Source organism: Paraburkholderia sp. GW821-FHT02A12 (genome assembly GCF_059422005.1).
The window spans coordinates 3391245-3415793 of sequence record NZ_JBWKWA010000002.1 but is presented as its reverse complement, the minus strand read 5'-3'; the positions used below and the strand labels follow the sequence as shown (position 1 = coordinate 3415793).

The following is a 24549-nucleotide window of genomic DNA, read 5'->3' as shown; positions in this document are numbered from 1 at the left end:
CGCCGCAGCAGCCTATGCCGCTGCGGCAGGCGAATCCAGTTGGGCCGTGAGCTACGCGCTCACGTTGTCATTCACGCTCACGTTGCCATTCATTCACGCGAGCCGCCGGACAACGGCTGCAACCGCGCTTCGGCGACAACTACGCCGGCCGGCGCACCCGAGTGCTCGATCCAGCGCTTTCTCATGGGTGCGAGGACGAACTTCGCGGACACTGCTGCCGCAATCGATACCACCGCCGCCGAGATGAACACTGTGCTCCACCCGCCGTTCGCCGACAGCACCGATGCTATCGGCACCAGCATCGACGCGGTCCCCTTCGCGGTATAGAGCGTCCCCGCATTGGCCGCGGCGTATTTGCTGCCGAACGTGTCCGCGCAGGTCGCCGGGAAGATCGAGAAGATCTCGCCCCAGCACAGGAACACGATGGCTGCGAAGAACATGAATGCGTACGGATTGTGGCCGAACTGCATGAGCCCCAGCAGCGCGACGCCTTCGCCGAGAAAGATCATGAACATCGTGTTCTCGCGGCCGATGCGGTCCGACAGAAAACCGCACAACGGACGCGTGAAGCCGTTGCACAGATTGTCTATCGACAGCGTCATCGTCAACAGCGGCAGGGTGATGCCCATCAGATTCACCGGCAGCCTGGCAAAGCCGAATTCCTTCGCAATCGGCCCAAGCTGCGCGGTTGCAATGATGCCGCCGGCCGCGACGAACACGAACATCAGGTACAGCACCCAGAAGAGCGGCGAACGGATCATCTCGCCGGGCGAGTAGTCGATCCTGGTTGCGACCACGCGTCTGGCCGCGACCGCGGTTGCGGGCGGTTTCGGCCGTATCAGCATGGTGGCGAGCAGCAGAATGCAGACGCCCTGGAAAATGCCGAAGAACATGAACGTGTGCTCGTAGCCCGAACGCTGGATCATATTGGCGATCGGAATTACGGTGAGCGCCGCGCCGGCGCCGAAACCGGCCGCCGTCAAACCGGCCGCGAGACCGCGCTTGTCCGGAAACCATTTGAGCGCCGTGCCGACGCAGGTGCCGTACACGCAACCCGCACCGATACCGGCGATCACCGCCGCGACGTATAGCGCGGTGAGACTGCTCGCATGCGCGTCGATGATCCAGCCGAGCGCCGCGCACAGCGAACCGCCGATCACAACCGGGCGCGGTCCGAACTTGTCGACGAGCCAGCCTTCAATGGGCACGAGCCACGTTTCGGTGACGATGAAGATCGTGAACGCGGTCTGAATCGCCGTCTGGCCCCAATGGTGCGCATTGTCCATTGGTACGACGAAAAGCGTCCACGCATATTGCAGGTTCGCAACGAGCCCCATGCACACGATGCCGATCGCCAGTTGCACCCAGCGGTTATGCCTGAACGCCGTCCTGCCTCTCCCGGCTACGTTGGAATAGCCCATGTCTCCGTCTCCTGTAGATTCCGTCGCGCTCGAGCGGCACGTTGGACTTACCTAGTCGAATCGCCTGATCGCCGGTTTGTGTGCCGGCAATGAAGCGCCAATGGTCGGCCAGAGGGCATTTCATTAACGAAAACCCTTACCTCGTTGATCGCGCGACAACTGAGTAGAAGTAGCTGCGCGTGCGGCGAGTGTGGGGGCATGCTGCGCGAGAACAGCAATCGGTGAAAGTTAAAATATTTTATGGTTTGTATTAGGTATCCCTAATATAGGGTTTCCCAGCTCTGAGTGTGGGTTCGTCGTTCTGGGCGGCGAACATGCATAAACAAAACACTATCGTTATTCACAATAACTTTAACTGTTGTTTATTTATGCTCGCTCCTATTCTTGGTCCATACCATCTGCCTGAAGGAGACGACCATGAACCCCTCCCAATTCGACGCAGGCGACAGCGCGCATGATGCGGAAATCCGGGCGCAACTGTGCGCCTATAACACCGCTTTCGACGAACTCGGCCTGCGCTTCCGTTGGGACGCGCGCACGCTGGCGTCGCTGGCTATGATCGACGGTGAACAGGCGCGGATTACCGCGTACATCGAAGCGCACCATGCGCATTTGCTGAAAGCGTATAGCGCCGAGTTTCTGAGCCGGGCCATTCTCGAGAAGAAGAACGCACGCTACCCGGCGTGCGTACCGACGCGCGTCGACAGCGCGCCGCATCTGAACCACGAGACACGTCGGTCGCCGATGAGCAGCCGGCGCGAGCGCGTGTCGTATGACGTAGAGCTGCCGGCGCTGGCGGGTGTTTAGACGCAACGGGCGGATTTCGGGAACGGCGTCCTTACCCCGGCTGCCGTTCTCGCGTCGCACCTTACTTTCGCAAGCTGATTCCGCGTGTTTCGGGCGCAAAGAAAGTCGCCGTGAAGCTTATCCCCGCGAGCACGCCGATATACGTTGCGATCGGCCAGTACGCACCGTGTGTCCACGCCAGCAAAGCCGCGGCAATGAACGGTGCGATACCGCCCGACGCCACTGCTGCGAACTCTTTGCTTACGGCAATGCCGGTATATCGATAGCGAGCATTGAACAGTTCGGGGAAGTATGCACCCTGGATGCCATACATCCCGAACACGCCGACGCCTATCGCCATCGCCATGCTGAAAACAATCAGCACAGGATCCTGAGTGCTGAACAGCCAGAATGCCGGGAACGCCCAGAGGCAGGTAAAGAGGGCGGCAAGGCGGTACATCAGGCGCCGGCCGAATCGATCGGAAAGCCAGCCCATCAATGGAATGGTCAACACCGCAAGCGCCGCCGCGATCGTAACGCCGATTGTGCCGACCGATTTGTCGACCAGCAGCACCTTGGTCAGATAGCTCAGTGCGAACACCTGATACAGATAGGATGAACCGTTCTCGCCAACCCGAAGGCAGAATGCGACGAGCAAGGTGCCGCGGGCTTCAGACATCAGATCGCGCACGGGACGTTTGCTTGCATGACCCGTCTTCTTGATCTCCTCGAAGACCGGACTCTCTTTGACCCGCATCCGGATAACGATGCCCGCGACAATGACAACGGCGCTGAACAGAAACGGCACGCGCCATCCGTAGCTCAGAAACTCGTCCTTGGGCAGGCGCTGCACCAGGGTGAATATTCCATTCGCTAGCAATATGCCGACAATGCATCCGGCGAATGGCAGGGCGGCATAAAAGCCGCGCCGGGCGGGCGGGGCGAATTCTGAAACGATCAGCGAGGCGCCGGCTTGTTCCGCTCCGGCGCCGAAGCCCTGCAGGAGCCGGAGCGCCACCAGAAACACCGCTGCCCAGACGCCGACCTGGTTATAGGTGGGTAGAAGGCCGATACAGAATGTCGAGCCGCCCATCAGCAGTACGGTCGCAACGAGCACACTCTTGCGCCCGTACTTGTCGCCGAGCCAGCCGAAGAAAAGTCCGCCGAAGGGGCGCGCAAAGAATCCGGCGGCATATGCGCCGAATATCGCCAGCAGCCCGGCCGCCTTGTCGAGCCCCGGGAAAAACAGATCGGAAAATATCAGCGCCGACGCAGTACCGTAGATACTGAAGTCGTACCATTCCATCGCGCTGCCGGCGACGCTGGCGCTAATGACGCGTCTAAGATCCGTGCTTGTGACCGTACCGGCCGTCTCATGAGTCGTTGAGATATTGGTGGCTGCGTGTCCCGTCATGTTTTGTCTCCTTGTCCTTGATGCACGGACATTCGTCGTGGTTTTGAATTTGCGATTGCATAGCCGGCAAACCGGATTCGCCAATTTCGCCGCTAGTTTTCAATCCCAGCATGGAGGCTGAGGAATTCGCCCATCCGGCGACGCGCCAGTTCCGGCCGAATCAGAACGCCGGATCCGTCTGCCTTTCTGAACACGTTCGCGTAATGCAGGACGGACCGTGCCGATTGCATGCCACCCGCCATCGAGAAATGACTTTGATGGCCGTTGAGCCACGCGAGAAACACCACGCCAGCCTTGTAATACTGCGTCGGCGCGACGAACAACTCTCGCGACAGTGAGACCGTCGGCGCAATCAACTGGTGGTAGTGTTCGAGATCGCCTGCGGCAAGCGCCGTCAGCGCCCGGGACGCGACCGGCGCGATCGGATCGAAGATACCCAGCAGCGCGTGCGATTTGCCGGTGCTGTCGCCGGCGATCAGGTCGCCGTAGTTGTAATCGTCACCGGTGAACATCAAGACGCCTTCGGGAAGCTGGGACCGCAGCTGGCATTCGTATTCGGCGTTCAGCAGCGATATCTTGATGCCCTCGATATTGCTGCGGTGCTGTCTGATGATGTCGAGGACTGTTGCCATCGCAGTCTGCACGTTGCTGCTGCCCCAGTAGCCTGCAAGGGAAGCGTCGAATGCCTCGCCAAGCCAGTGCAGGACGACCTTGTTGCGAGACGGGGAGATCACCGCGTCATAGACGTTTTTGTAGTCGTCGGCAGACCGGGCCACCGCGCAGAGCGCGCGGCTAGCCATCATGATCGGCCGACCGCCCGCGGACTCCACCACCTCGAATTGCTCGTTGTATGCATTGATGATGTCCGACAGCGTGTGGCGGCGCGAATTGTCCAGATGGTCGGTGCCTGCCCCACAGGCAAGGTCGGCGCCTGGAATAGTGCGGGCATGTGCGATGCTGCGCCGGATCAGTTCAGCCGCGGTCGGCCAGCCGATGCCCATGCCTCGCTGTGCGGTGTCCATCGCTTCGGCCACTTTGAAGCCGAGCCCGTAGAGATACTCGCGGAACGCAAGCGTGCTATCCCAATCGACCCGAGGCGCATCACCCCACGGCTCATACGCCGTGCGCGGATCGACTACGACGTGCGCCGCCGCATAGGCGATACGGTTGAAAACAGGGTGCGTCGTGGGAGGCACCGCGTCTTCCTGATGCTGCATCACGTAGCTTTGGATCGCGCCGTCGTGGGATGGTAGATTGATCTGCATGAAATCCTCTCACTGTCTGGATTGAATGATCATGTCGGCCGCTTTCTCCGCGACCATGATCGTCGGTGCGTTGGTATTGCACGACGGCACGAACGGCATGACCGACGCGTCGACCACGCGCAATCCCGCGAGGCCGATCAGACGAAGATCGGGCGTCACGACGCTATCCGGATCGCTCGCGGAGCCTATCCTGCATGTGCCGACCGGGTGATGATCGGTCTTCGCATTCGCGCATGCGTATTCGAACAACTCCTGGTCCGTATTCGCGCGCGGTCCCGGAAGCACTTCGTTTTGCACATACCGCTTCATGGCAGGGGCGCTCATGATGTCGCGCGCAATCCGTAAGCCCTTGATCGCCATGTCGCGATCGTGAGGATCGGACCAGTAGTTCGGATCGAGTAGGGGAGCGGCGGCCGGGTCGGAGCTCGCCAGGCGAACCGTGCCTCTCGAGCGAGGGCGAAGGTACGCGGTATTCAACGTCACGCCGGCGTTTTTCAGCTTCGCCATGCCCGCTTCGATGCCCGATCCCAACCCCAGATGAAACTGGATGTCGGGAGATCGGTCGCGTGACGGCGAGTCGCGATCCGCGTACCAGAAGCCGCCCGTTTCGAAGAGGCTGGAAGCGACAGGCCCTTTCTTCAGCACCAGGTACTGCAATGCGGCCCACGCTGCGTTGTGCAGTTTGTTGTACTTGTCGTAGGTGTGATCGCCGGTGCATTCCGCAATGACAAAGAGATCCAGGTGATCCTGAAGATTCTCTCCAACGCCCTTCAGGTTGTGCACGGGTTTGATTCCCACCGATTCCAGATGACTCGCCGGACCGATTCCGGATTGCATCAACAGTTTCGGTGAACCGATCGCACCCGACGAAACAATGACCTCGCGCCCGGCACGCACGATTTGCGGATCGCGGCTATTGCCCACTACGAGTTCCACGCCGACCGCCCGGCCCGCCTCGACAAGCACACGCAGCGATCTGGCCTGCATCCGGACCGTCAGGTTCGGCCGGTCGAGAACAGGCTTGATAAAGCCGGTCGCCGTGGAGGAGCGGCGGGCGTCGAGCTGGGTGAGCTGGTAGTAGCCGAGTCCCTCCTGGCTCGCACCGTTGAAATCGGGGTTGAAGGGAATCCCCAGTTCCTGTCCGGCCTGAAAGAACGCTTCGCAGATCGGCAGCGGGCTGATCGGATTCGATACCCCGAGCGGGCCGCCATAGCCGTGATATTCGTTGGCAAAGCGCTGATTGTTCTCCGAGCGCTTGAAATAGGGCAGAACGTCGCGATAAGACCAACCCGTGGCGCCGGCCTTGCTTTCCCATTCATCGTAGTCGGCGGGCACGCCGCGCGTATACAGTTGGGCGTTGATGGATGAGCCGCCGCCGATTACCTTGGCCTGCGTAAAGCGCAGTACACGATTGTTCAGATGCTTCTGCGGCACCGTGTACCAGCCCCATGAACCGATTCCCTTTGTCATCTTCGCGAAGCCTGCCGGCATCGCAAAGAAGGGATGGCGGTCCGAGCCTCCCGCTTCGAGCAGCAGGACCTTCACCGAAGGATCGGCACTAAGGCGATTGGCCAGTACACAGCCCGCCGAACCGCCGCCCACAATCACGTAGTCGTATGTTGTCGTTTTCATGTCAGTCGGCTTCAAAAAGCGGGAATAGACAGGCCGCCGTCCACGTTCAGCACACTGCCGGTGGCGAACGGGAGAGAGCCGTCGGCCAGCGTGGCGACCGCCTGGCCGACCTCTTCGCTTTCGCCCCAGCGCCCGGCCGGGACGAGGCCTTGTTCGAAGCGCGCCTCGTATTTTTGCGCGACGCCTGCTGTCATCGGCGTTCTGATGATCCCGGGCCTGACCTCGAAGACGGCGATATTCGCGCTCGCCAGGCGGAGCGCGAAGAGCCGGTTCATCATCGGCAAGGCGGATTTCGACAGGCAATACTCGGCGCGTTCGGGTGAGGCCATCTCCGCGGATACCGACGAGACCGTGATGATCGAGCGGGCGAAGCCGGATGGCGTGGCCGTCATGTGGCGGGCCACTGCTTGCGACATGAAAAACGTTCCGCGTAGATTGACGCCGAGCACGGCGTCGAACGCTTCGGACGAAACGTCGAGCAGATCTCCGCGGCTCGGTGAACCCACTCCCGCGTTGTTCACCAGGCACTCGATGCCGCCTTTGAAGCGGACGGCCTTCTCGAGAACGCCGGCATGCGAACCGAGGTCGCTCAGGTTGCTCTGCACAAAGAGAGCGTCCCGGCCTTCCCGCCGAATCAGCGCGCAGGTGTGCTCCGCCTCTTCATCCTGCACGACATCCGTCAACACCACGTCGAACCCGCGACGCGCAAGCGCAACGCAGATCGACCGACCGATGCCTCGCCGGCCGCCCGTTACCAGTGCGGTCGGATACTTTCCCTCTGAATTGCTCATGGTTACACCATCTTTCTATGCGCGAGACGCCGCAGCGCCGTTCGTGGCTCAATGAATCCGGGCTTCCGTTTCGGCATCGAACAGGACGAGTTTCGAGAGATCCACTCGTAATTCGCAGCGCTCTCCTGACCGGTGAGGCATATCGGCGCCCAAGCGCGCCGACACCTCCATGCCGCCGAATTCCAGAACGGCCAACGTATCGGGTCCGGTCGGCTCGAGCACGTTGATCTTCACGGGAACCGTGCGGAATGACGACGTTGCGCGCTCGTTCTCGACGCCGATCGCCTCCGGCCGAAGACCCGCGATCACGTTCTTTCCGACATACCGCTCCACAGCCGCCGGTTGAGCCGGCAACGCCAGATCGATCGCATCCTCACCGGTGCCGATATGAAGGTTGAGCGAGCCGTTCCTTTGCTCGATGCGAGCCGGAATCAGATTCATCGACGGTGAGCCCATGAAGGTCGCCACGAAGGTATTCGCGGGCGTGTTGTACACCTCCGAGGGCGTGCCGAGCTGCTGCAGGATGCCGCCCTTCATTACGGCGATTCTGGTGGCAAGCGTCATCGCCTCGATCTGATCGTGCGTGACATAGACGATCGTCGCGCCGAGCCGCTGATGCAGCTTCTTGATCTCGGTGCGCATGTCGACGCGAAGCTTGGCGTCGAGATTCGAGAGCGGTTCGTCGAAGAGAAAGATCTTTGGGTGCCGCACGAGCGCGCGGCCCATTGCGACGCGCTGCCGTTGACCGCCGGAAAGCTGAGCCGGGCGACGGTCAAGCAGATGCTCGATCTGCAGGAGGCGCGCGGCATCCTGCACAGCCTTCTCGCGCGCCGGTTTCGACACCTTGCGCATCTCGAGACCGAAGCTGATGTTCTGTCCGACGGTCATGTTGGGATACAGCGCGTAGCTCTGGAACACCATCGCGATGTCGCGTTCGCTCGGATGGAGATCGTTGACCTTGTCGTCGCCGATGCGAATCTCGCCGCCGCTCAGCGTGTCGAGGCCCGCGATCAACGAGAGCAGGGTGGACTTGCCGCAACCAGACGGGCCGACGAGAACAAGGAAGTCCCCGTCTTCGACATCGATGTTGATCTCGCGAAGAATTTCAGTGGAGCCGTATGCCTTGCGGACATTCGATACGTGCAGAGAAGACATTTTCTTACCCCTTGACCGAACCGGCCATCAAACCGCGAACGAAGTAGCGGCCGCCAATGACGTAGACGAGCAGCGTCGGCAGCGCGGCGATCATTGCCGTTGCCATCTGCACGTTGTATTCCTTCACACCGGTGGACGTGTTGACGATGTTGTTGAGCGCGACCGTGATCGGCGCGGAGCTGCCGGTCGTGAAAGATGCGCCGAACAGAAAGTCATTCCAGATATTCGTGAATTGCCAGATCACGGTGACGGTGATGATCGGCACCGAATTCGGCAGCAGAATCCGGAAGAAAATCCGGAAGAAGCGGGCGCCGTCGATCATCGCCGCCTTGACGAGTTCATCCGGAAACGCGATGTAGTAGTTGCGAAAGTAGAGCGTCGTAAAGCAGAGGCCATACACGACGTGGACGAAGACGAGGCCGGGGATCGACTGTGCGAGGCCCACTTTTCCGAGGAACGACGCCATCGGGATGAGGACGATCTGAAACGGAATGAAGCAACCGAACAGGACGAGCGCGAACAACACGTTGTCGCCCTTGAAACGCCACTTGGTCAGTACGTAGCCATTCAGTGCGCCGATCAAGGTGGAGAGCGCCACGGCTGAAAACACCATCCGGAACGAGTTCCAGAAGAAGCCTTTGACACCTGAGCAATCGAGGCCCACGCACGCCGAACCCCACGCCTTCTCCCACGCGGCGATAGTCCATTCGTGAGGCAGCGCGAGGATATTGCCCGCGTAGACTTCCGGCAGCGGTTTGAGCGACGTCAGAAGCATGACCAGCAGCGGTATGAGGTACACCACGGCTGTGATAGCCAGCATCGAGTAGATCACGATGCGTGAGATGTAGTTGTGCTTGCCCACCACCATTTGTGGCGAGTCCCATGATTTGGCAGCCATCATTGTCTCCTTGGCTTTGTGAATCAGGCTTTGTGAATCAGTCTCTATGAATCGCTTAATGCCCACCCGCCGTCCGGCGGGGGCGCATTTCAGAGTAGAGGTACGGCACCATGATGGCCGCGACGGTGCACAGCATCATCACAGCGCTCGCGGCGCCCATGCCGAGTTCGTTACGCGTGAAGGTGAACGAATACATGAACGTCGACGGCAACTCGGTGGCGTAGCCCGGTCCGGCTCCGGTCAACGCGATCACCAGCTCGTAGCTCTTGACGGCCAGGTGTACAAGAATGACCAGCGCGGAGATGAACACGGGACGCAGCTGCGGAATGATGATGCGGCGGTAGATCGCAGGCATCCGCGCGCCGTCGATCGATGCGGCCTTGATCATTTCCTGGTCGATCCCGCGCAGTCCCGCGAGAAACATCGCCATCACAAAGCCGGAGGCCTGCCACACCGCGGCGATCACGACCGTATAGATGGCCATGTCGTCATTGATGATCCAGTCGAACTGGAACGTCGTCCAACCCCAGTCATGAAACAGCTTGGTGAGCCCGAGGCCGGGATTCAGGATCCACTTCCACGCCGTGCCCGTGACGATGAACGACAGGGCCATCGGATAGAGAAACACCGCACGCAGGCCGCCTTCGGCTCTGATGCGCTGGTCGAGAAGAATGGCGAGCGTGAGACCGATCACGAGACATAGCGCGACATAGAGCGATGCGTAGATGCCCAGGTTCGTGACCGCTACATGCCAGCGCGGATGCTCCCAGATACGCGAGTACTGGAGGAAGCCCGCCCACTTGAAGTTGGCGAATGCGCGAGATCGCGTGAACGAGAGGATTGTCGTCCAGGCGATAAAGCCGTACACGAAGATAAGCGTAACGATCAGCGTCGGGCTGAGAACGAGCTTGGGAAGAACCGCTTCGAACTGGTTGCGAAGAGAGCGTTTTTTCACGCTCGGCTCGGCGGACCGGTTCAATGAAGCGGCCGCGTCGACTGAATGGGCGCGATTGTGTAAGAGCATGGTGTCACCTGCACATCAGGTACAACGAGTACACGGGGGACGCGGATATCCAGGAGCATCTCGCGTCGCCGGCTAGTCGATTACTTCGAGTTCTCCACGGCCTTCACGAGTGCCTTCACTGCGTCGGCAGACGACTGATTCGAATTGAAGAAGTGGGTCACCACGTCGTACATCGCGGTCTTCGACGCTTCCGGCATGGCCTGGCCATGGGCGAAGCTGCCGACCATGGTTCCGTTCTTCAGCGCGGTGCGCATGTCGTTCATCGATTTCACGCCGCATTCGTCGAAACCGTCGGACGGAACATCGAGGCGGGCCGGAACCGCGCCCTTCACCTGATTGAATCTGGCCTGCACGCCCTTGTCCATCACCGCTTCCGAGAACGCGTATTCGCCTGCCTGCCGGTCGCTGCCGGCCTTGAACGTGGCGAACTGATCGGTCACGAAGATGAAGTCGCCCTGGGTGCCGGGATAGCGCATGCACAGATAGTCGACGCCGGCCTTCTTGCCCGCATTGGCGAATTCGCCTTTGGCCCAGTCGCCCATGATCTGCATGGCCGCCTTGCCGGTGATGACCATGGAGGTCGCGAGGTTCCAGTCGCGGCCGGAGAAGTTAGGATCGACCATGCCGCGCAGCTTGCGCATCTGATCGAAGGCCTTTTCCATCGTCTTCGAGCCGAGCGCCTTGGTGTCGAGATTGACCATCGCGTCCGTATAGAACTTCGGGCCGCCAGCCGACATCACGGCGCTGTCGAAGATCGTCGCTTCCTGCCATGCCTGGCCGCCGTGGGCGAGCGGCACATAGCCCGCCTTGCGGATTTTGTCCGCGTCGGCCACCAGTGCGTCGAAGGTTTGCGGCGGCGTCAGCTTCAGTTCGTCGAAAATCTTTTTGTTGGCCCAGATCCAGTTGGTGCTGTGCACGTCGATGGGTACGGCGTACCAGTGGCCGTCCGCCTTCGAAAAGCGCTGGATCGGAGCAGGGATCAGCTTGTCCCAGCCGCCCTTGGACGCCACGCTATCGAGCGGCGTAAGAAGGCTCTGTTCCGCGTAGTCCTGGACACTGAAGCCAAGCATCTGCATGGCGTCCGGGGGATTGTTCGAGGCCACGCGTGCACGCAGCACCGTTCGCGCAGCTTCGCCGCCGCCGCCGGCGATCGGGCTGTCCTTCCATGCATAACCCTTCTGTTTGAGATCGTCCTTGAGTACGCTCAAGGCCTTCGCCTCGCCGCCGGACGTCCACCAGTGCATCACTTCCACCTCCCTGGTGTCGGCCGCAACGGCAGACAGGGCGTGGCAGGCGAGCAGTCCCGCCGCGATCGCAACAATGCGTTTCCTGAACATCTTCGTCTCCATGATTACGCTCCCTTGATGGGCGTTCTTTTCGATTCCACAGCGACAGATCGCCGTGACCAGGTGATGAGGGTTGGGTTAGGCCGCCGGGCGCGGTAACCACCAGTTCTTCCGTTCCCCGATGTGAAGCTGAATCGTTTTTGTCTCGGTGTAGTCTTCGACCGCCTGTTTGCCGAGCTCACGTCCCACGCCGCTCGACTTGAATCCGCCGAAGGGCAACTCCGGGTAGCCGTCGAGGAATGTATTGACCCAGACCGTCCCGGCATCCACGCCGCGCGCAACGGCGAGGCACGTGTCGATGTTGCTGCTCCAGACCGCCGCGGAGAGGCCATAAGCCGTGTCGTTGGCAATATCGATCGCTTGCTGCGCGTCGGAGAAGGGAATAATCACGAGGACCGGGCCGAAGATCTCGTCGCGGGCGATGCCCATGTCCGGCGTGACATCGCTGATGATCGTCGGCTCCAGATACAGGCCTTTCGCGTCGTAGCGTTTGCCGCCGAGACGCAGCCGGGCGCCGGCTTCGACACCCTTGTCGACGTTGCCGAGAATGTCGCGCAACTGGTTTTCGCTGACGATCGCACCGACCTTGCAATCCGGGTGCAGCGGGTCGCCGACAGGCACCTGCTTCGCACGCTCGACGACCGCCTCGGCGAAGCGTTCCGCAATGGATTCGTGGACGAGTACACGGCTGCCGCTGTTGCAGCATTCGCCGGCGTTGAAATACACGCCGAAGACGACCGCATCGATCATCGCTTCCCAGTCGCAGTCAGGGAAGACGATCTGCGGGTTCTTGCCGCCGAGTTCCAGCGCGATCTTCTTCAGGTTCTTCGACGCCAGCCCGCCGAGCATGCTGCCCACGCGGGTCGAACCGGTAAACGACAGCATGTCGATCGCGGGATGTTCGGCAAGCGGCTGGCCGACCGTCGGACCTTTGCCGGTCACGACATTGACGACACCCGGAGGCACACCGGCTTCCTCGAGTACCTCCATCAGCATGACGGTGGTACTCGAGGTCAGCTCGCTCGGTTTGACGATGCAGGTGCAGCCTGCCGCAAGCGCGAAGGGAAGCTTTTGCGAAAGGATCCACAGCGGGAAATTCCAGGGCGTGATCAGGCCGACGACGCCGATCGGCTGACGCAGCACGATGCCAAGCATGTCTTCGCCGAGGCTGTCGTAGGCGTCGCCGCTGATGGTGCGCGCGAGACTCGCCGCGTATTGCCAGAGATCGACACAGCCGGACACTTCGCCGCGCGCCTGCGCAAGCGGTTTGCCGGTTTCGAGCGATTCGAGAAGCGACATCTTTTCGACGCGAGCCTTGATCCCTTCAGCGACCGCGAGAAGAATCCGGGCGCGCTCGGCGCCTTTGAGTTTCGGCCACGTTCCTTGCCGGAGTGCCGAATCAGCGGCTTTGATCGCTGCTTCGACGTCCGCGGAAGTCGCCTCCGGAAATGTGCTGACGACGTGTCCATGCGCCGGGCTGCGTCGCTCGAAGCGCATACCGTCCCGCGCTTCGGTCCACACGCCGTTGATGTACATCCTGCCGTTGAAGCTGTCTTGCGTGGGCGTCGTAGCGCTCATCAGCAGAGCAGGGGCTGCGGGAATTGCGGATGCGTTCGTCATTTCATTGACCCTCGTATTGCGCCTTGCGGCGTTCACGGAAGCTGGCCATACCTTCGCGCGCGTCATTCGTCGTTGCGGACAAGGCACCCGCCATCGCTTCCAGGGTGGCGCCTGCTCCGTGGCCAGAGGCGGCGTTGATCAGTTGCTTGGTCAGTTGTACGGAGACCGGCGCCAGCGTCGCGATTTTTTCGGCCAGCGCGATGGCCATGTCGAGCGACTGTTTCGGTTCGGAAAGTTCGTCCACGAGGCCGATTCCATAGGCGCGTTGCGCATCGATCCGGCGGGCCGTCAACGCGAGCGATTTGACATGGCTGGGGCCGATCAGCGAAACGAGACGCTGCGTGCCCGACCAGCCGGGACAGGTGGCAATGCTTGCCTCGGGCAGCGCGAAGGTCGCCGCGGGGTCCGCCACGCGCACGTCCGCGACAGCGGCGAGTTCCAGACCACCGCCTAATGCGGGGCCGTTGATGGCGGCGACAACCGGCAGACGCAGCGCAGCCCAACGATCGAAGATCCGATGACCGCGGGTGACCCAGACGCGCCACATGTCGAGCGGGGCGAGCGCTGCCCATTCGTTGATGTCCGCACCGACGCAGAACGCCCGCTCTCCCGCGCCGGTGAGCACCACGGCACGCAGCGTCGAATCTGCTTCGAGACCAGCCGCAGCCGCCTCCAACTGGTCCAGCATGGAAGGCGTGAGGGAATTCAGCTTCTCGGGCCGATTGAGCGTGATGACGGCAACCGCTCCTGTCCTGTCGATCTGGATCAGTGGCTGATCAGACATGACGGGCCTCCTTGAGCTTCAAGCCAAAGCGCTCGTCCGTGAAGATCGACGCGTCCATGGTTTTGAGCGCGGGGGAGACTGCGAGATGGATGTCGGACTGATCCAGCACATCTCGTTGCAGATCGATGCCGGGAGCTATTTCGGTTACCTCGAGTCCATCAGAGCCGAGCCGGATCACGCAGCGTTCGGTGACGTAAAGTACTTCCTGATTTCGTTGCCGGCCCATGCGGCCGCTGAACGTGACGTGGTCTACGTCAGCGATGAACTTCTTCTTGCCTTCCTTGAGGATGGTCAGGCGGCCATCGCCCACTTCGAGTTTCGCGCCGGCTGTAAAGTAGCCGCTGAACACTAACCGCTTCGCGTGAGTCGTGATGTCGATGAATCCGCCGCAGCCGGCGGTCAGATAGGGTTTGCTGGGCAGCTTCGAGACGTTCACGTTGCCGAAGCGGTCGACTTGCAGGAACGACAGCAGCGAGACGTCGAATCCGCCGCCCTGGAAATACACGAACTGCGAAGGCGAGGGCATGATCGCGTCTGCATTGCCCGAACAGCCGAACGCGAAGCCGAGTAGAGGAACGCCGCCGACCGCGCCTTGCTCGATCACCCAGGTCACGTCGTCGCGGTAGCCTTCCTCGAGCAGAATTCGCGGGACGTTGGCCGAGATGCCGAAGCCGAGATTCACCGCGTCGTTCTGCGCGAGTTCCATCGCTGCGCGCCGCGCGATGACCTTGTCCGCGTTCCAGTCGGCGAAAGCAAAGGTGCTATCCGGCAGCTTCACTTCGCCGCTGATTTCCGGGTCGTATTCGATCTGCGTTGTCTGCTTCTGTTCAGGATCGACGACGACATAGTCCACGAGATTGCAGGGGATATGCACCGCCTGCGTATGCAGTGAGCCGGCCTTGACCACGCGTTTGACCTGCGCGATCACGATGCCGCCGTTGTTGCGAACGGCCAGCGCCTGATCGCGTCCGCCAAGAAGCGCTCCTTCGTGCTCGAACGACAGATTGCCGCGCTCATCCGCGGTCGTGGCGCGCACGATCGCAACTTGCGGAACGAAGTTCTTGTAGTACAGCCACTCGTCGCCAGCGAAAGAAACCTTCTCGACGATTGGCTGCTCTGCAGCTCGCGGGTTCATCGCACCGCCCTGGCGGGACGGGTCCACATACGTGTCCAGACCGACCTTCGTCAATACGCCCGGCCGTTTCGCTGCAACTTCGCGATGCATGTCGAAAAGCACGCCGCTGGGCAGGTTGTAGGCGCGGATGTCGTTGTCGACGACCATGTGCCAGATGTCCGGCATGGGCAGACTCGATGGACCGCTCGGAAACGAACCGGCAATGACCGTGTCGATCAGCCCTTTCTTCGCAACGTGATCGATGCCCTTGATGCCGTACATATCGCCTGCGGCGATCGGATGAAGCAACGTCAGATTGCGCGGATGGTTCTCTTCTTCGAAGCGCGCGCCAATGGCGGCGAGCATTGCATCCGGACATCCCAATCCGCTGGACGAACTCACGGTGACGACGTCGCCGTCGTTGATCAGGCTCGCGGCCGCTGCCAGTGAAATGACTTTGCTAGGACCCACAGTGAATCTCCTCGGACATTCTTAACGCGCAAATTGAGCAGGGACCGTCACGTGCTCGCCTGTTTCGGCGGACCGCACGAGAGCCAGTGCGGTAATCAGGGAGCGGTATCCGTCAACGCCCGTCGCAGCGGGTTCCTGTCCCTCTGTGATCGCGCGATGAAACTGGGCAACCGCGGTGACGTACAGATCGCCGTGTGCGATATCGATGAGTTCGATGCCGCGCGCGGATCGAAGCTCGACTTGCCCCACGGCGCGCTGAGTCATGACGTCACGCGCCGACAGCGATCCTTCTGTTCCGTGGACCTCCAGGCCTGTCGGTGCATAGGGAACTGTGAATGCGTCGTGAATTTGCGCGAGCACGCCGTTCCGGAAGCGGATGATGGCCATCACGCCGTCGGCGAGTCCGGCCGTTCCCAGGGATCCCGAAGCGGTGAGCGCGCTGACCTCGAGCGGTTCATCGTCGAGAAGGAAACGCAACGTATCGACGTCGTGAACGGAGATGTCGAGGACGACACCGCCGCCTGCGTCCTGGCTTTCGATCCGCCAGCCGCGCAAATGCGGCGGCAAGCAGACTGCGTGAAAAACCCGCGCATAAAGCGGTTTTCCAACGGCGCCGGCGCGGATGAGTTCGCGCATCTTCCGGTGCGATGCCGCGCAACGCAGATGGTGGTTGGTGCCGAGAATCACCTTACGAGCGGCACATGCTTCGATCATGTGTGCCGCCTCGGCCTCGGAGAGGGCAAGAGGCTTTTCGCAAAGGACGTGCTTGCCGGCTTTCGCTGCGGCCAGAACGTGAGAGAGGTGTTTTTCGTTGGTGCTGCTGATGTAGACGGCGTCGATGGCCGGGTCGGCGAGGACCGCGTCCAGATCCGTCGAGGCAAGCGGGATACCGTGCTTTTGCGCGAATTCACGGGCGCGGTCCTCGTTGCCACTGACGACGGCTTCTATCGAGCCGTCAGGTTGCGACCGTATCGCGTTGATCATCCACTCGTCGGCGATGGTGCTGGCGCCGATCAGCGCCCAGCGAATCTTGGACATTGTCTCTCTCCGTTGGAACGTTCCAACTCACATTCGTTGGATCGTTCCAACGGACTGTAGTAGACTGAATTCACGCTGTCAAACACTTTTTGGAACGTTCCAATTGTGCAAAGCAACATGAAATCTGGTCCGACCATTCAGGACATTGCCGCCGCTGCCGGCGTCTCCAAATCGACCGTCTCGCTCGTCTTGCAGGAAAGCCCGCGGATCAGGGCCGAGACGGCGGAGAAGGTGCGCGCGGCCGCTCGCAGTCTCGGCTACGTATACAACCGCGGGGCCGCGACGCTCAGAGGGCGGCGCAGCACGACGATCGGGATGGTGATCAACGACTTGACCAATCCCTTCTTCGTTGAATTGCTGGTTGCGATCGAACGGGTGCTTGCGCAATCCGGCTACACGACCTTGATGGCCCACACGGCGGAAAGCATGGAAACGCAGACGAGGGTTTTGCGATCGATGCGTGAGCAGAATGTCGCCGGTCTCATCATGTCGCCTGCGCTCGGCACCCCCGACGAGCTGCCTGCCGAGATTCAATCGTGGGGAATTCCTCTGGTTCTGGTGATGCGTCCGATGGGGACCGACGTCGACACGGTCGGCGTGGATAACCAATACGGCTTTGCTCTCGCGACTGAGCATCTGATCGAACAGGGACACACTCGAATCGCCTTCGCCGGCAACCGGAAGGGTTATGCGGTCGCGAACCAGCGCAGGGAGGGCTATCTGTCCGCCATGGCGAAGCATTCGCTGACTGTCAGCGATGACTGGATTATCGATGTGGAGTTGACGCCGCAGGGAGGCCGCAACGCGGTTCGTGCGATCTTCGAGATGAAGCCGCGGCCAACGGCGGTCGTCTGTTATAACGACCAGGTCGCCATTGGCGTGTTGCACGAGCTTGACCGGATGGGCAAGCGCGCGGGCAAAGCGTTGGCGGTCGTAGGCTGCGACAATGTCGTGGCGGCGGAACACACCAACCCGCCTTTGACGACGCTATTCGCCGGGGCGGGCAAGCTTGGCACTATCGCGAGCGAGACGCTGCTGGGCAGGCTGACCGAAACATCCGAAGGCGAAAAGCCCCCGGTGCAATACTTCGCGGTGCCCGAGCTCGTTGTCAGAGAGTCGAGTGTAGGCGCCGGCGTGAGCCACGCAAGCGCAACGTCCGGGACGGCACGGAAACGGGAGCCTGTTGCTGGAGGGCGATAAACTCCGCGCACGCGATCCTCGGCGTCGTTCGCCGCGCACACCACCATTTAACGTGCCTGTTGCCTCAAGAGGGGCGTGACAACGCGCTCCAGCCGCTCAGATGTCCAGACGGGAGATTTGTCGTCCCATCCGTTGTCGGCCAGAAGTCCAGAACGGTCGATCGTGAAGCTCACCGGGAAGTATCTGGCTTACTGCAGACGGAACGTGCCGACCATCGTCTGCAACCGTGCGGCTTGTTCGTCAAGCGATGCCGCAGCCGCGGCCGCCTGTTCGACCAGCGCCGCGTTTTGCTGCGTCACTTCGTCCATCTGCGACACCGCGCGATTGACCTGCTCGATACCGGTGCTCTGTTCGAGCGACGCTGCGGCAATCTCGCTCATGATGTCGCTGACGTGCCGGATCGACTGAACGATTTCACTCATCCGTTCGCCCGCGACCGCCACCTGATCCGTGCCGTCGTCAACACGCGCCACGGACGATTGGATCAGATCCTTGATGTCTTTCGCCGCCGCCGCGCTGCGTTGCGCGAGCGTGCGCACTTCGCCTGCGACCACCGCAAAGCCGCGCCCTTCCTCACCAGCCCGTGCCGCTTCGACCGCTGCATTGAGCGCGAGAATGTTGGTCTGGAACGCGATGCCTTCGATGACCGCGATGATCTGGCCGATCTTGCGCGATTCGTCGGCGATGCCCTGCATCTTGCCGATCACCTCATCGACCGCATTGCCGCCGCGCCGGGTGGCTGCCGTGGCGAGCTCCGCTAGCTGGCTCGCCTGCCGCGCGTTGTCGGCATTCTGCTTCACGGTGGCCGTCAACTGCTCCATGCTCGCTGCCGTCTCCTGCAAGGACGCAGCCTGTTCTTCGGTACGTTGCGACAGATCGGTGTTGCCTTGCGCGATTTCACCCGAGCCCGTCGCAATCGAATCGCTCGAATGCTGAATGCCTTGCACCAGTTCGCGCAGCTTCTGCCGCATCTCGCTCAACGCGTACAGCAAACTCGAACGGTCAGTCGGCGCGAGCTTGATATTGGCCGCCAGATTGCCCGAGGCGATCTGCGCCGCAAACACTGCGGCCTCTGCCGGTTCGCCGCCCAGTTCACGCTTCACGCTGCGCGTCATGACCCACGCCATGCCGCTAACCGCGGCGAAGATCGCAAGCGAGAGCGCGATCAGCGTTTTCGCGAGCTTCCAGTACGCCACGTTGATGTCGTCGTGGAAAAAGCCTGTGCCGATCCACCATTGCCATGCCGGAATCGCGACCACGCCTTGCAGCTTGGCTTCGAGCGGGCCGTTTTGAGAGCGTTTGATCAGGACGTCCACCAGCGCAAAATGTCTGCTTGCAAGTCCTTGCTGATAGGCCTGCGTATCGGTGAGATCGCCAGACGTCGTCTTGTTGCCGCCGGTCTTGGTGCCGACGAGACTCGGGTTCGGGTGGACCAGATTGATACTGTCGGTATTCGTCACCCAGTAGTAGCTCTGGCTGTTCGCGTTCAACTGACTGAGCGCCGTTTTGGCGGCGGCCTGCGCGTCTTCGCGGCTCATCTTGCCGCTCGCCTCGAGCGACTGGTAGTACAGCACGAGATGTTCCGCTTTGATCAGCAGCGTTTCGATCTGCGCCTGACGGCTCTCGATCAGGGCATGGTCGAGTTGTGACAGCGCGATTGCAGCGATGCTAACGACACCTGCCAGCGCGGTGCAGACAATCAGAACCAGTTTGGTCGAAACTTTCATGGGAATATAGCCGGCGGGGGCGCGCAAAGTTAACCGTACAGTACATATAACGACCAACCGCGCTTGAACCTTTAGCGATTTTTTTGACTGGCAGGCGTCACTTGTGAGAGCTACCGATCGCAGCCGCAGATCTGGTAAAGCGACCGCTTCATTCTCGAAAGGCGCCAATCGTTGACACGGACGATCCTGTTCGACGGGGCGCCTGGATTGCGTGGAAAGTTCTTGTAATCACTTCCGGATCACGGGTTTTTCTCTCTTAATCGCAAAATCGCGCCCGCACTATCCTGTTCTCTCAGAAACCGCATCCCTGAAAGCATGGCGGCAGGTCGCGACGATGTCCCGCCACGCCTCAGCCTGGTTACTTCCCTGAACAGAGGCTCGGCATGTTTACTTTCAACACTGTTTTCTCTTGCGCTCTCCAGCGCCTCGCGAAGCCGTCGGCTTTGCTGTCGATCGGCATGCTGGTGGTAGGCGCTACGCTTGCCGCCGATGCATCCGCGGCAAGCTTCAAGTGCACGAGCAAGTCGTCCGCGTCGGAAAAGATCGTCTGTAAAGATCCGGAACTGTCGGCACTCGACGACCGTCTCGCCGCCTCCTGGCACCGCGCAAAGGACACCACGCTCGACCCCGCAGCGCTCGAAGCGGCGCGCACCCAGCAATGGCTCTGGCGGCAGCACCACTGCACCGACCAGGCGTGCGTGAAGAGCTGGTACGACCGCCGGATCGTCGAATTGGACGCCGACTATGAACAGGCGAAGCAGGCGCGCCACGAAGCCTTCGAAGCGTCGCTGGCAGCGCAAAAACTCGTGCCTTCGGCAGCTGACGCGGTTCGGAAGATGAAAGGCACGTCGGTGGCGAATGCGACAACCGCGAGCACGCAGTAGTCGAATCCGAGCCGCTCGAGCGGATAGCCCCGGAAACTCCGTTTGAAGGGGCACGCGGCCTGACTACGCTCGCGGATAAACCGCTCGGTGCGCTCGCGCAGGTGTGCGGTGCTGGTATGGCTGGCATGGCGCCGCACATGCGATCTCGTCTGTCTGGCGCATCTCAACGCAGCAGAATCGCACACAGCGCCCCACCGGTCAGGTAGGTCCCAAGTGCGCCGACGAACCGGAAAGGGTTGGGTTTTGCCATCGTTGGCCATGCGATCAGTCCGACGACAAGCAAACAGCGGCACACGGTTGCCGCGACGATCAGCGATACTGTCGCCGTCGAAGGCGATCGCGCGCCAAGATAGAGAAACAGCAACGCGAGGAACGGCGCGTATTCGGCCGTGTTGGCATGAGCCCGGACGAGCTTGTGTAGCCGGTTCGCGGGATCCAGCTCGCAGCCTGAGCCGGTGCCTTCGCGAAAACGCATCACCGAGACGGACAATCCGAGGCCGAACAGTAGTAGCCCTAGAACTACCGCGCATGCGAGAGCAACGTTGTCCATTTGAACGAGCCTCCTTGGCAGGGAATCAACGAACGCCGGTTTGGTAAGTAAAGCTGGCATGTCGGTCTCTCGATTACGATGCACCGATTTGCAGCGGATAGCCTCGGAAGCTCCATTTGAAAGGGCGTGCGGTCTGATTATATGCTCGCGGATAAACGGCTCGGTCGCCTCATGTCTTCGGCCACATTGCGAACGGACAACCACCACTACTTGCGAATCTACATGGGGCATCTGCGTCACAAGCTCGAACGCGATCCGGCTCGCCCCGAGCACATCATCACCGAAGCGGGCGTGGGTTATCGCCTCGTCGGCGTGCGCTGATCTGGCGGCGCGAATTCCCGAGCGGGGCGAGAGTCCGCAAGGAGTTTGAAAACCTCCGATACTTTTACACTGTGTTAACGCAGCTTTAGCTAAGCTGAAAGTACATAGTGCGGGATAGGAGTTTTCGGTGTTAAGAATGCTGATCCCTGTGTTCGGCAACGGCGGAGCAGTAGAAGCCGCACGTTTCGCTGCATTCATGTTTCTGGAGCGCTGCGTCACCGAAGTCGAATTGCTGGAAGTACTCGAACCCGTGGACCAGGGGCGCGCGGCAGCCTTCCACTCCCGAAGCTCACTGGTGCGTCTGGAAAAGCAGGCCATGCTGAAGGCGCTGATCGAGGCCCGTGCGATCCTCGAAGAAGCCGGCGTACCGTATCGGTGGAAACGCGTATTCGGCCACCGCACCAAGGCCATCGCCGCCTATGCGGCAACGACGCAGCCTGACGTGATGGTGATCGACGCCAGTCATATGGGATTCTTCCGCCGGCTGGCGACGCTCGCGGCACTCTCGCGGCGCACCGTCACCCCGGTGACGATGGTCCACTGAATCAACCCACGTTCATTGGCAGCAGCACCATCTGTTTGCCGACAATCAGACGCCAGATGTTGCTGAAGGCGTTCATGTCCCCTCCCAACCTGCGTAGGCATTCCGGCGTAGTTTGCGTCGGTCGATGGCTCTGGTGCGGGGTGCACGACGACGGCCCAACATCCAGGCGGTCATTTTGCACCCGATCGGGCCAAATCGACGTTTGAAATGGGCTATCGGGGATTCAACTGCGGAAAACGGGGTGGTAGCTGCGATGCCGAGGAGGACGGGTCGGTAAAGCAACCCGCGGAAGAAACTTTTTTCCGCCAGTTTGCATCCGGCGTGCCGCTTGATCCGTATAGCTCGGTGAGGACTTGCCGCTTCGTGCATAGCCATCGAATGCGCGGTCTTATGCTCAGGGAGAGTCTCGGGATGCGATGGCAACGACCCCAGGAGGCACTCGTTTCGACTGGCCGCCGCGCTGCTAAACTACCGCTATTCCCGATCATGCACGGCCAACCTGCAGAGAATGCGATGCCCATGCAAGGAAATGCAGCGGCCGACGGCGACGGGATCGCGGATGACTTCGAGGCCCGGCGCCGCGACGAACTCAACCGGCTTCTGCTCCGCACCGGTGAAGGCGACCAGGCAGCATTCGCCACGCTCTATCAGCGCACTTCTGCAAAGCTGTTTGGCATTTGCGTGAAGATGCTGCGAGATCGCAGCGAAGCCGAGGACGTGCTTCAGGACGTCTATGTCACGGTATGGCGCCGAGCCGCAATCTTCGACCCTGGAATGGCCGGCGCCGTCACCTGGCTCGCGACGATCGCGCGCAACCGGGCGATCGACCGCTTGCGCCGCCGCCGCGAGGAATCGCTGGATGAGTCGACAGAAGAGGACATCGTCGACGAGCATCCGTCACCGGCCGCGTTGGCCGAGCGCAGCCAGCAGAGACGGCGTCTGGAGCATTGTCTGGAAAGGCTGCCTGCCGGGCACGGCAAGATCGTACGGGAAGCCTTTTTCACGGGCGCGACGTATGCCGAGCTGGCGGAGCGCCTGAGTGTGCCGCTGGGCACCATGAAAAGCTGGATCCGGCGTAGCCTGATTCAGCTCAGAGCCTGTCTCGAGCAATGAATACGCCCTTACACGAACCCGACGATCTGCGGTGCGCCGAGTACGCGCTGGGTGTGCTCGACGCTGCCGAGCGCCGCCAGATCGAAGAGGCGATGCGACACGATCCTCATCTGGCGGCTAACGTGGCTCGCTGGCAGAACCGCTTGATGCCGCTGAGCGAGGATATCGGCGAGATCACGGCGCCTCCGCAGGTGTGGGCGCGCATCCAGTCCGAGCTGGGTTTCGCGCGGCCGGCGCCGCGCGCGCCACGCGTCAGGCTATGGGACAACGTTCGTTTGTGGCGCGTGATCGGTATCGGTTCGAGCGTCGTGGCTGTCGCGCTCGCTATCGTGTCTGTGTTGCCGGTCGGACGGGCGCCCGTTACGGCGCCGGGCAATCATGACTACATGGTCGCCAGCATCGTCCGGCAAGGCGGGGGTGCGGGATGGACCGCCACCGTCGACGTTCAGCGTGCCCGCATGGTGATCGTTCCAGCAGACAACGTACCGGCGGTGGCCGACCGTTCCACCGAACTATGGATCATCCCGCCGGGCGCACGGCCCATCTCGCTCGGCGTCATTGCCGCGGACCGGCCGACTATCGTATCGCTGCCGCAGGCCCGGATCGCGCAGTTGAACGCCCGCGCGATCCTGGCTGTGTCGCTGGAGCCGTCCGGCGGGTCGCCTACCGGACAACCGACCGGGCCGGTACTGGCGAAAGGGGTTGTCGGCGGGACGTGAACCGTTCTTGCGGCAAGGTTCTTCGCGTGCGTTTGTGTTTAATTGATGCGCGTGCATCCGCCCGTTCGTTGGACCCGTATCTTCGATTGCTTCCAGTCCGGAAGCGTCGATCTTTCGGGGAGAACCGAAATGCAATCCTGCAACAATATGAAGACTATCGGCGCGATGCTCGCGCTCGCGCTGACCTTGGGCGTGGTGACGCCGGCCGCTACGGCCGGATCGATGTCCACCGATAACACGGTGGAAGTCGGCGGCGCGCCGATGTATCCGTCAAAAAATATCATCGATAACGCGGTGAATTCGAAGGACCACACGACGCTGGTGGCGGCCGTCAAGGCCGGCGGTCTCGTCGATACGCTGTCGGGCAAGGGGCCATTTACGGTGTTCGCGCCGACCAACGAAGCATTCGCGGCGTTGCCGTCCGGAACAGTCCAGACGCTGCTCAAACCCGAGAACAAGCCGACACTCGTGAAAGTGCTCACGTATCACGTCGTGCCGGGCCGCATCACCGCACACGACCTCGCCATGGCGGTCGAACAGGGGGGCGGCAAGGCCAACCTGAAAACGGTCGAGGGCGATTCACTGATCGTCAGTAAGGACAGCAAAGGTTGGGCTATCACCGACGACAAGGGGGATATCGCACACGTGACGATTGGCGACGTCATGCAATCCAACGGCGTGATTCATGTCGTCGACACGGTGCTGATGCCTTGACGTCCGCGTGAAAACCTC

The 24549-nt window shown here is 61.2% G+C and carries 22 protein-coding genes and 2 pseudogenes; 8 read left to right on the top strand and 16 right to left on the bottom strand.

Annotation, left to right across the window (positions count from 1 at the left end):
- Window positions 1-89 precede the first annotated feature (89 nt).
- Window positions 90-1421, bottom strand: coding sequence for an oxalate/formate MFS antiporter (gene oxlT, locus AC07WT_RS36865; RefSeq protein ID WP_494950765.1), 1332 nt, complete (start codon window positions 1419-1421; stop codon window positions 90-92).
- Window positions 1422-1838: 417 nt separating this feature from the next.
- Here oxlT and AC07WT_RS36860 point away from each other — a divergent pair, with 417 nt between their 5' ends.
- Window positions 1839-2228: a hypothetical protein gene (locus AC07WT_RS36860; protein ID WP_494950764.1), complete on the top strand. Its 390-nt coding sequence runs from the start codon at window positions 1839-1841 to the stop codon at window positions 2226-2228.
- Between the two features lie 61 nt (window positions 2229-2289).
- Here AC07WT_RS36860 and AC07WT_RS36855 read toward each other — a convergent pair whose 3' ends face one another.
- The 12 genes from AC07WT_RS36855 to AC07WT_RS36800 form a co-directional block, all read right to left on the bottom strand.
- Window positions 2290-3621 carry an MFS transporter gene (locus AC07WT_RS36855; protein WP_494950763.1) on the bottom strand — a complete coding sequence of 444 codons (1332 nt, stop codon included), beginning with the start codon at window positions 3619-3621 and terminating at the stop codon, window positions 2290-2292.
- A gap of 92 nt (window positions 3622-3713) precedes the next feature.
- Entirely contained in the window at window positions 3714-4886 is a 1173-nt protein-coding gene (locus AC07WT_RS36850; protein WP_494950762.1) for a dihydrodipicolinate synthase family protein, read from the bottom strand.
- Between the two features lie 9 nt (window positions 4887-4895).
- Window positions 4896-6518 carry a GMC family oxidoreductase gene (locus AC07WT_RS36845; protein ID WP_494950761.1) on the bottom strand — a complete coding sequence of 541 codons (1623 nt, stop codon included), beginning with the start codon at window positions 6516-6518 and terminating at the stop codon, window positions 4896-4898.
- Between the two features lie 11 nt (window positions 6519-6529).
- Entirely contained in the window at window positions 6530-7309 is a 780-nt protein-coding gene (locus AC07WT_RS36840) for a 3-ketoacyl-ACP reductase (protein ID WP_492595299.1), read from the bottom strand.
- Window positions 7310-7357: 48 nt separating this feature from the next.
- Window positions 7358-8464: an ABC transporter ATP-binding protein gene (locus AC07WT_RS36835; RefSeq protein WP_494950760.1), complete on the bottom strand. Its 1107-nt coding sequence runs from the start codon at window positions 8462-8464 to the stop codon at window positions 7358-7360.
- Window positions 8465-8468: 4 nt separating this feature from the next.
- On the bottom strand, window positions 8469-9362 hold the full coding sequence (locus AC07WT_RS36830; RefSeq protein WP_492595297.1) for a carbohydrate ABC transporter permease: 894 nt from the start codon (window positions 9360-9362) through the stop codon (window positions 8469-8471).
- Window positions 9363-9417: 55 nt separating this feature from the next.
- Window positions 9418-10317, bottom strand: a complete 900-nt coding sequence (locus tag AC07WT_RS36825; protein WP_494950759.1) for a carbohydrate ABC transporter permease — start codon at window positions 10315-10317, stop codon at window positions 9418-9420.
- 149 nt (window positions 10318-10466) lie between these two features.
- Complete coding sequence (locus AC07WT_RS36820) at window positions 10467-11723, bottom strand: ABC transporter substrate-binding protein (RefSeq protein WP_492595317.1); 1257 nt, start codon at window positions 11721-11723, stop codon at window positions 10467-10469.
- Between the two features lie 87 nt (window positions 11724-11810).
- Entirely contained in the window at window positions 11811-13352 is a 1542-nt protein-coding gene (locus AC07WT_RS36815; protein WP_494950758.1) for an aldehyde dehydrogenase family protein, read from the bottom strand.
- A gap of 1 nt (window position 13353) precedes the next feature.
- Window positions 13354-14136: an enoyl-CoA hydratase/isomerase family protein gene (locus AC07WT_RS36810; RefSeq protein WP_494950757.1), complete on the bottom strand. Its 783-nt coding sequence runs from the start codon at window positions 14134-14136 to the stop codon at window positions 13354-13356.
- Window positions 14129-15721 (bottom strand): acyl CoA:acetate/3-ketoacid CoA transferase, encoded by a 1593-nt coding sequence (locus AC07WT_RS36805; RefSeq protein WP_494950756.1) that lies wholly within the window; start codon window positions 15719-15721, stop codon window positions 14129-14131. The genes AC07WT_RS36810 and AC07WT_RS36805 overlap by 8 nt, the downstream gene beginning before the upstream one ends.
- A 21-nt stretch (window positions 15722-15742) precedes the next feature.
- Entirely contained in the window at window positions 15743-16759 is a 1017-nt protein-coding gene (locus tag AC07WT_RS36800) for a Gfo/Idh/MocA family protein (protein WP_494950755.1), read from the bottom strand.
- Between the two features lie 117 nt (window positions 16760-16876).
- Between AC07WT_RS36800 and AC07WT_RS36795 the strand changes: the two genes are divergently transcribed.
- Complete coding sequence (locus tag AC07WT_RS36795) at window positions 16877-17959, top strand: LacI family DNA-binding transcriptional regulator (RefSeq protein WP_494950754.1); 1083 nt, start codon at window positions 16877-16879, stop codon at window positions 17957-17959.
- A 47-nt stretch (window positions 17960-18006) separates the two neighbouring features.
- On the opposite strand, the pseudogene AC07WT_RS36790 reads toward AC07WT_RS36795, so the two are convergent.
- Window positions 18007-18135 (bottom strand): annotated as a pseudogene (locus AC07WT_RS36790) (TlpA family protein disulfide reductase); the annotation flags it as partial.
- A 12-nt stretch (window positions 18136-18147) separates the two neighbouring features.
- On the bottom strand, window positions 18148-19686 hold the full coding sequence (locus tag AC07WT_RS36785) for a methyl-accepting chemotaxis protein (RefSeq protein WP_494950753.1): 1539 nt from the start codon (window positions 19684-19686) through the stop codon (window positions 18148-18150).
- A 383-nt stretch (window positions 19687-20069) separates the two neighbouring features.
- On the opposite strand from AC07WT_RS36785, the gene AC07WT_RS36780 reads away from it, so the two are divergent.
- Window positions 20070-20570: a lysozyme inhibitor LprI family protein gene (locus AC07WT_RS36780; RefSeq protein ID WP_494950752.1), complete on the top strand. Its 501-nt coding sequence runs from the start codon at window positions 20070-20072 to the stop codon at window positions 20568-20570.
- 163 nt (window positions 20571-20733) lie between these two features.
- Here AC07WT_RS36780 and AC07WT_RS36775 read toward each other — a convergent pair whose 3' ends face one another.
- Window positions 20734-21120: an MAPEG family protein gene (locus AC07WT_RS36775; RefSeq protein ID WP_494950751.1), complete on the bottom strand. Its 387-nt coding sequence runs from the start codon at window positions 21118-21120 to the stop codon at window positions 20734-20736.
- A 195-nt stretch (window positions 21121-21315) separates the two neighbouring features.
- Here AC07WT_RS36775 and AC07WT_RS36770 point away from each other — a divergent pair.
- The 5 genes and pseudogenes from AC07WT_RS36770 to AC07WT_RS36750 form a co-directional block, all read left to right on the top strand.
- Window positions 21316-21441, top strand: a pseudogene (locus tag AC07WT_RS36770) (winged helix-turn-helix domain-containing protein); the annotation flags it as partial.
- A 127-nt stretch (window positions 21442-21568) separates the two neighbouring features.
- Window positions 21569-21985: a universal stress protein gene (locus tag AC07WT_RS36765; RefSeq protein WP_494950750.1), complete on the top strand. Its 417-nt coding sequence runs from the start codon at window positions 21569-21571 to the stop codon at window positions 21983-21985.
- 519 nt (window positions 21986-22504) lie between these two features.
- Window positions 22505-23098, top strand: coding sequence for a sigma-70 family RNA polymerase sigma factor (locus AC07WT_RS36760; RefSeq protein ID WP_494950749.1), 594 nt, complete (start codon window positions 22505-22507; stop codon window positions 23096-23098).
- On the top strand, window positions 23095-23817 hold the full coding sequence (locus AC07WT_RS36755) for an anti-sigma factor (RefSeq protein ID WP_494950748.1): 723 nt from the start codon (window positions 23095-23097) through the stop codon (window positions 23815-23817). The genes AC07WT_RS36760 and AC07WT_RS36755 overlap by 4 nt, the downstream gene beginning before the upstream one ends.
- A gap of 129 nt (window positions 23818-23946) precedes the next feature.
- Window positions 23947-24531 carry a fasciclin domain-containing protein gene (locus tag AC07WT_RS36750; RefSeq protein ID WP_494950747.1) on the top strand — a complete coding sequence of 195 codons (585 nt, stop codon included), beginning with the start codon at window positions 23947-23949 and terminating at the stop codon, window positions 24529-24531.
- Window positions 24532-24549 lie beyond the last annotated feature (18 nt).

Coding starts and splice junctions, on each gene's coding strand:
- AC07WT_RS36755 (WP_494950748.1), top strand. CDS start 23,095: ATGAATACGCCCTTACACGAACCCGACGATCTGCGGTGCGCCGAGTAC.
- AC07WT_RS36855 (WP_494950763.1), bottom strand. CDS start 3,621: ATGACGGGACACGCAGCCACCAATATCTCAACGACTCATGAGACGGCC.
- AC07WT_RS36795 (WP_494950754.1), top strand. CDS start 16,877: ATGAAATCTGGTCCGACCATTCAGGACATTGCCGCCGCTGCCGGCGTC.
- AC07WT_RS36760 (WP_494950749.1), top strand. CDS start 22,505: ATGCAAGGAAATGCAGCGGCCGACGGCGACGGGATCGCGGATGACTTC.
- AC07WT_RS36840 (WP_492595299.1), bottom strand. CDS start 7,309: ATGAGCAATTCAGAGGGAAAGTATCCGACCGCACTGGTAACGGGCGGC.
- AC07WT_RS36815 (WP_494950758.1), bottom strand. CDS start 13,352: ATGACGAACGCATCCGCAATTCCCGCAGCCCCTGCTCTGCTGATGAGC.
- AC07WT_RS36860 (WP_494950764.1), top strand. CDS start 1,839: ATGAACCCCTCCCAATTCGACGCAGGCGACAGCGCGCATGATGCGGAA.
- AC07WT_RS36780 (WP_494950752.1), top strand. CDS start 20,070: ATGTTTACTTTCAACACTGTTTTCTCTTGCGCTCTCCAGCGCCTCGCG.
- AC07WT_RS36820 (WP_492595317.1), bottom strand. CDS start 11,723: ATGTTCAGGAAACGCATTGTTGCGATCGCGGCGGGACTGCTCGCCTGC.
- AC07WT_RS36775 (WP_494950751.1), bottom strand. CDS start 21,120: ATGGACAACGTTGCTCTCGCATGCGCGGTAGTTCTAGGGCTACTACTG.
- AC07WT_RS36810 (WP_494950757.1), bottom strand. CDS start 14,136: ATGTCTGATCAGCCACTGATCCAGATCGACAGGACAGGAGCGGTTGCC.
- AC07WT_RS36800 (WP_494950755.1), bottom strand. CDS start 16,759: ATGTCCAAGATTCGCTGGGCGCTGATCGGCGCCAGCACCATCGCCGAC.
- AC07WT_RS36835 (WP_494950760.1), bottom strand. CDS start 8,464: ATGTCTTCTCTGCACGTATCGAATGTCCGCAAGGCATACGGCTCCACT.
- AC07WT_RS36750 (WP_494950747.1), top strand. CDS start 23,947: ATGCAATCCTGCAACAATATGAAGACTATCGGCGCGATGCTCGCGCTC.
- AC07WT_RS36830 (WP_492595297.1), bottom strand. CDS start 9,362: ATGGCTGCCAAATCATGGGACTCGCCACAAATGGTGGTGGGCAAGCAC.
- AC07WT_RS36785 (WP_494950753.1), bottom strand. CDS start 19,686: ATGAAAGTTTCGACCAAACTGGTTCTGATTGTCTGCACCGCGCTGGCA.
- AC07WT_RS36845 (WP_494950761.1), bottom strand. CDS start 6,518: ATGAAAACGACAACATACGACTACGTGATTGTGGGCGGCGGTTCGGCG.
- AC07WT_RS36850 (WP_494950762.1), bottom strand. CDS start 4,886: ATGCAGATCAATCTACCATCCCACGACGGCGCGATCCAAAGCTACGTG.
- oxlT (WP_494950765.1), bottom strand. CDS start 1,421: ATGGGCTATTCCAACGTAGCCGGGAGAGGCAGGACGGCGTTCAGGCAT.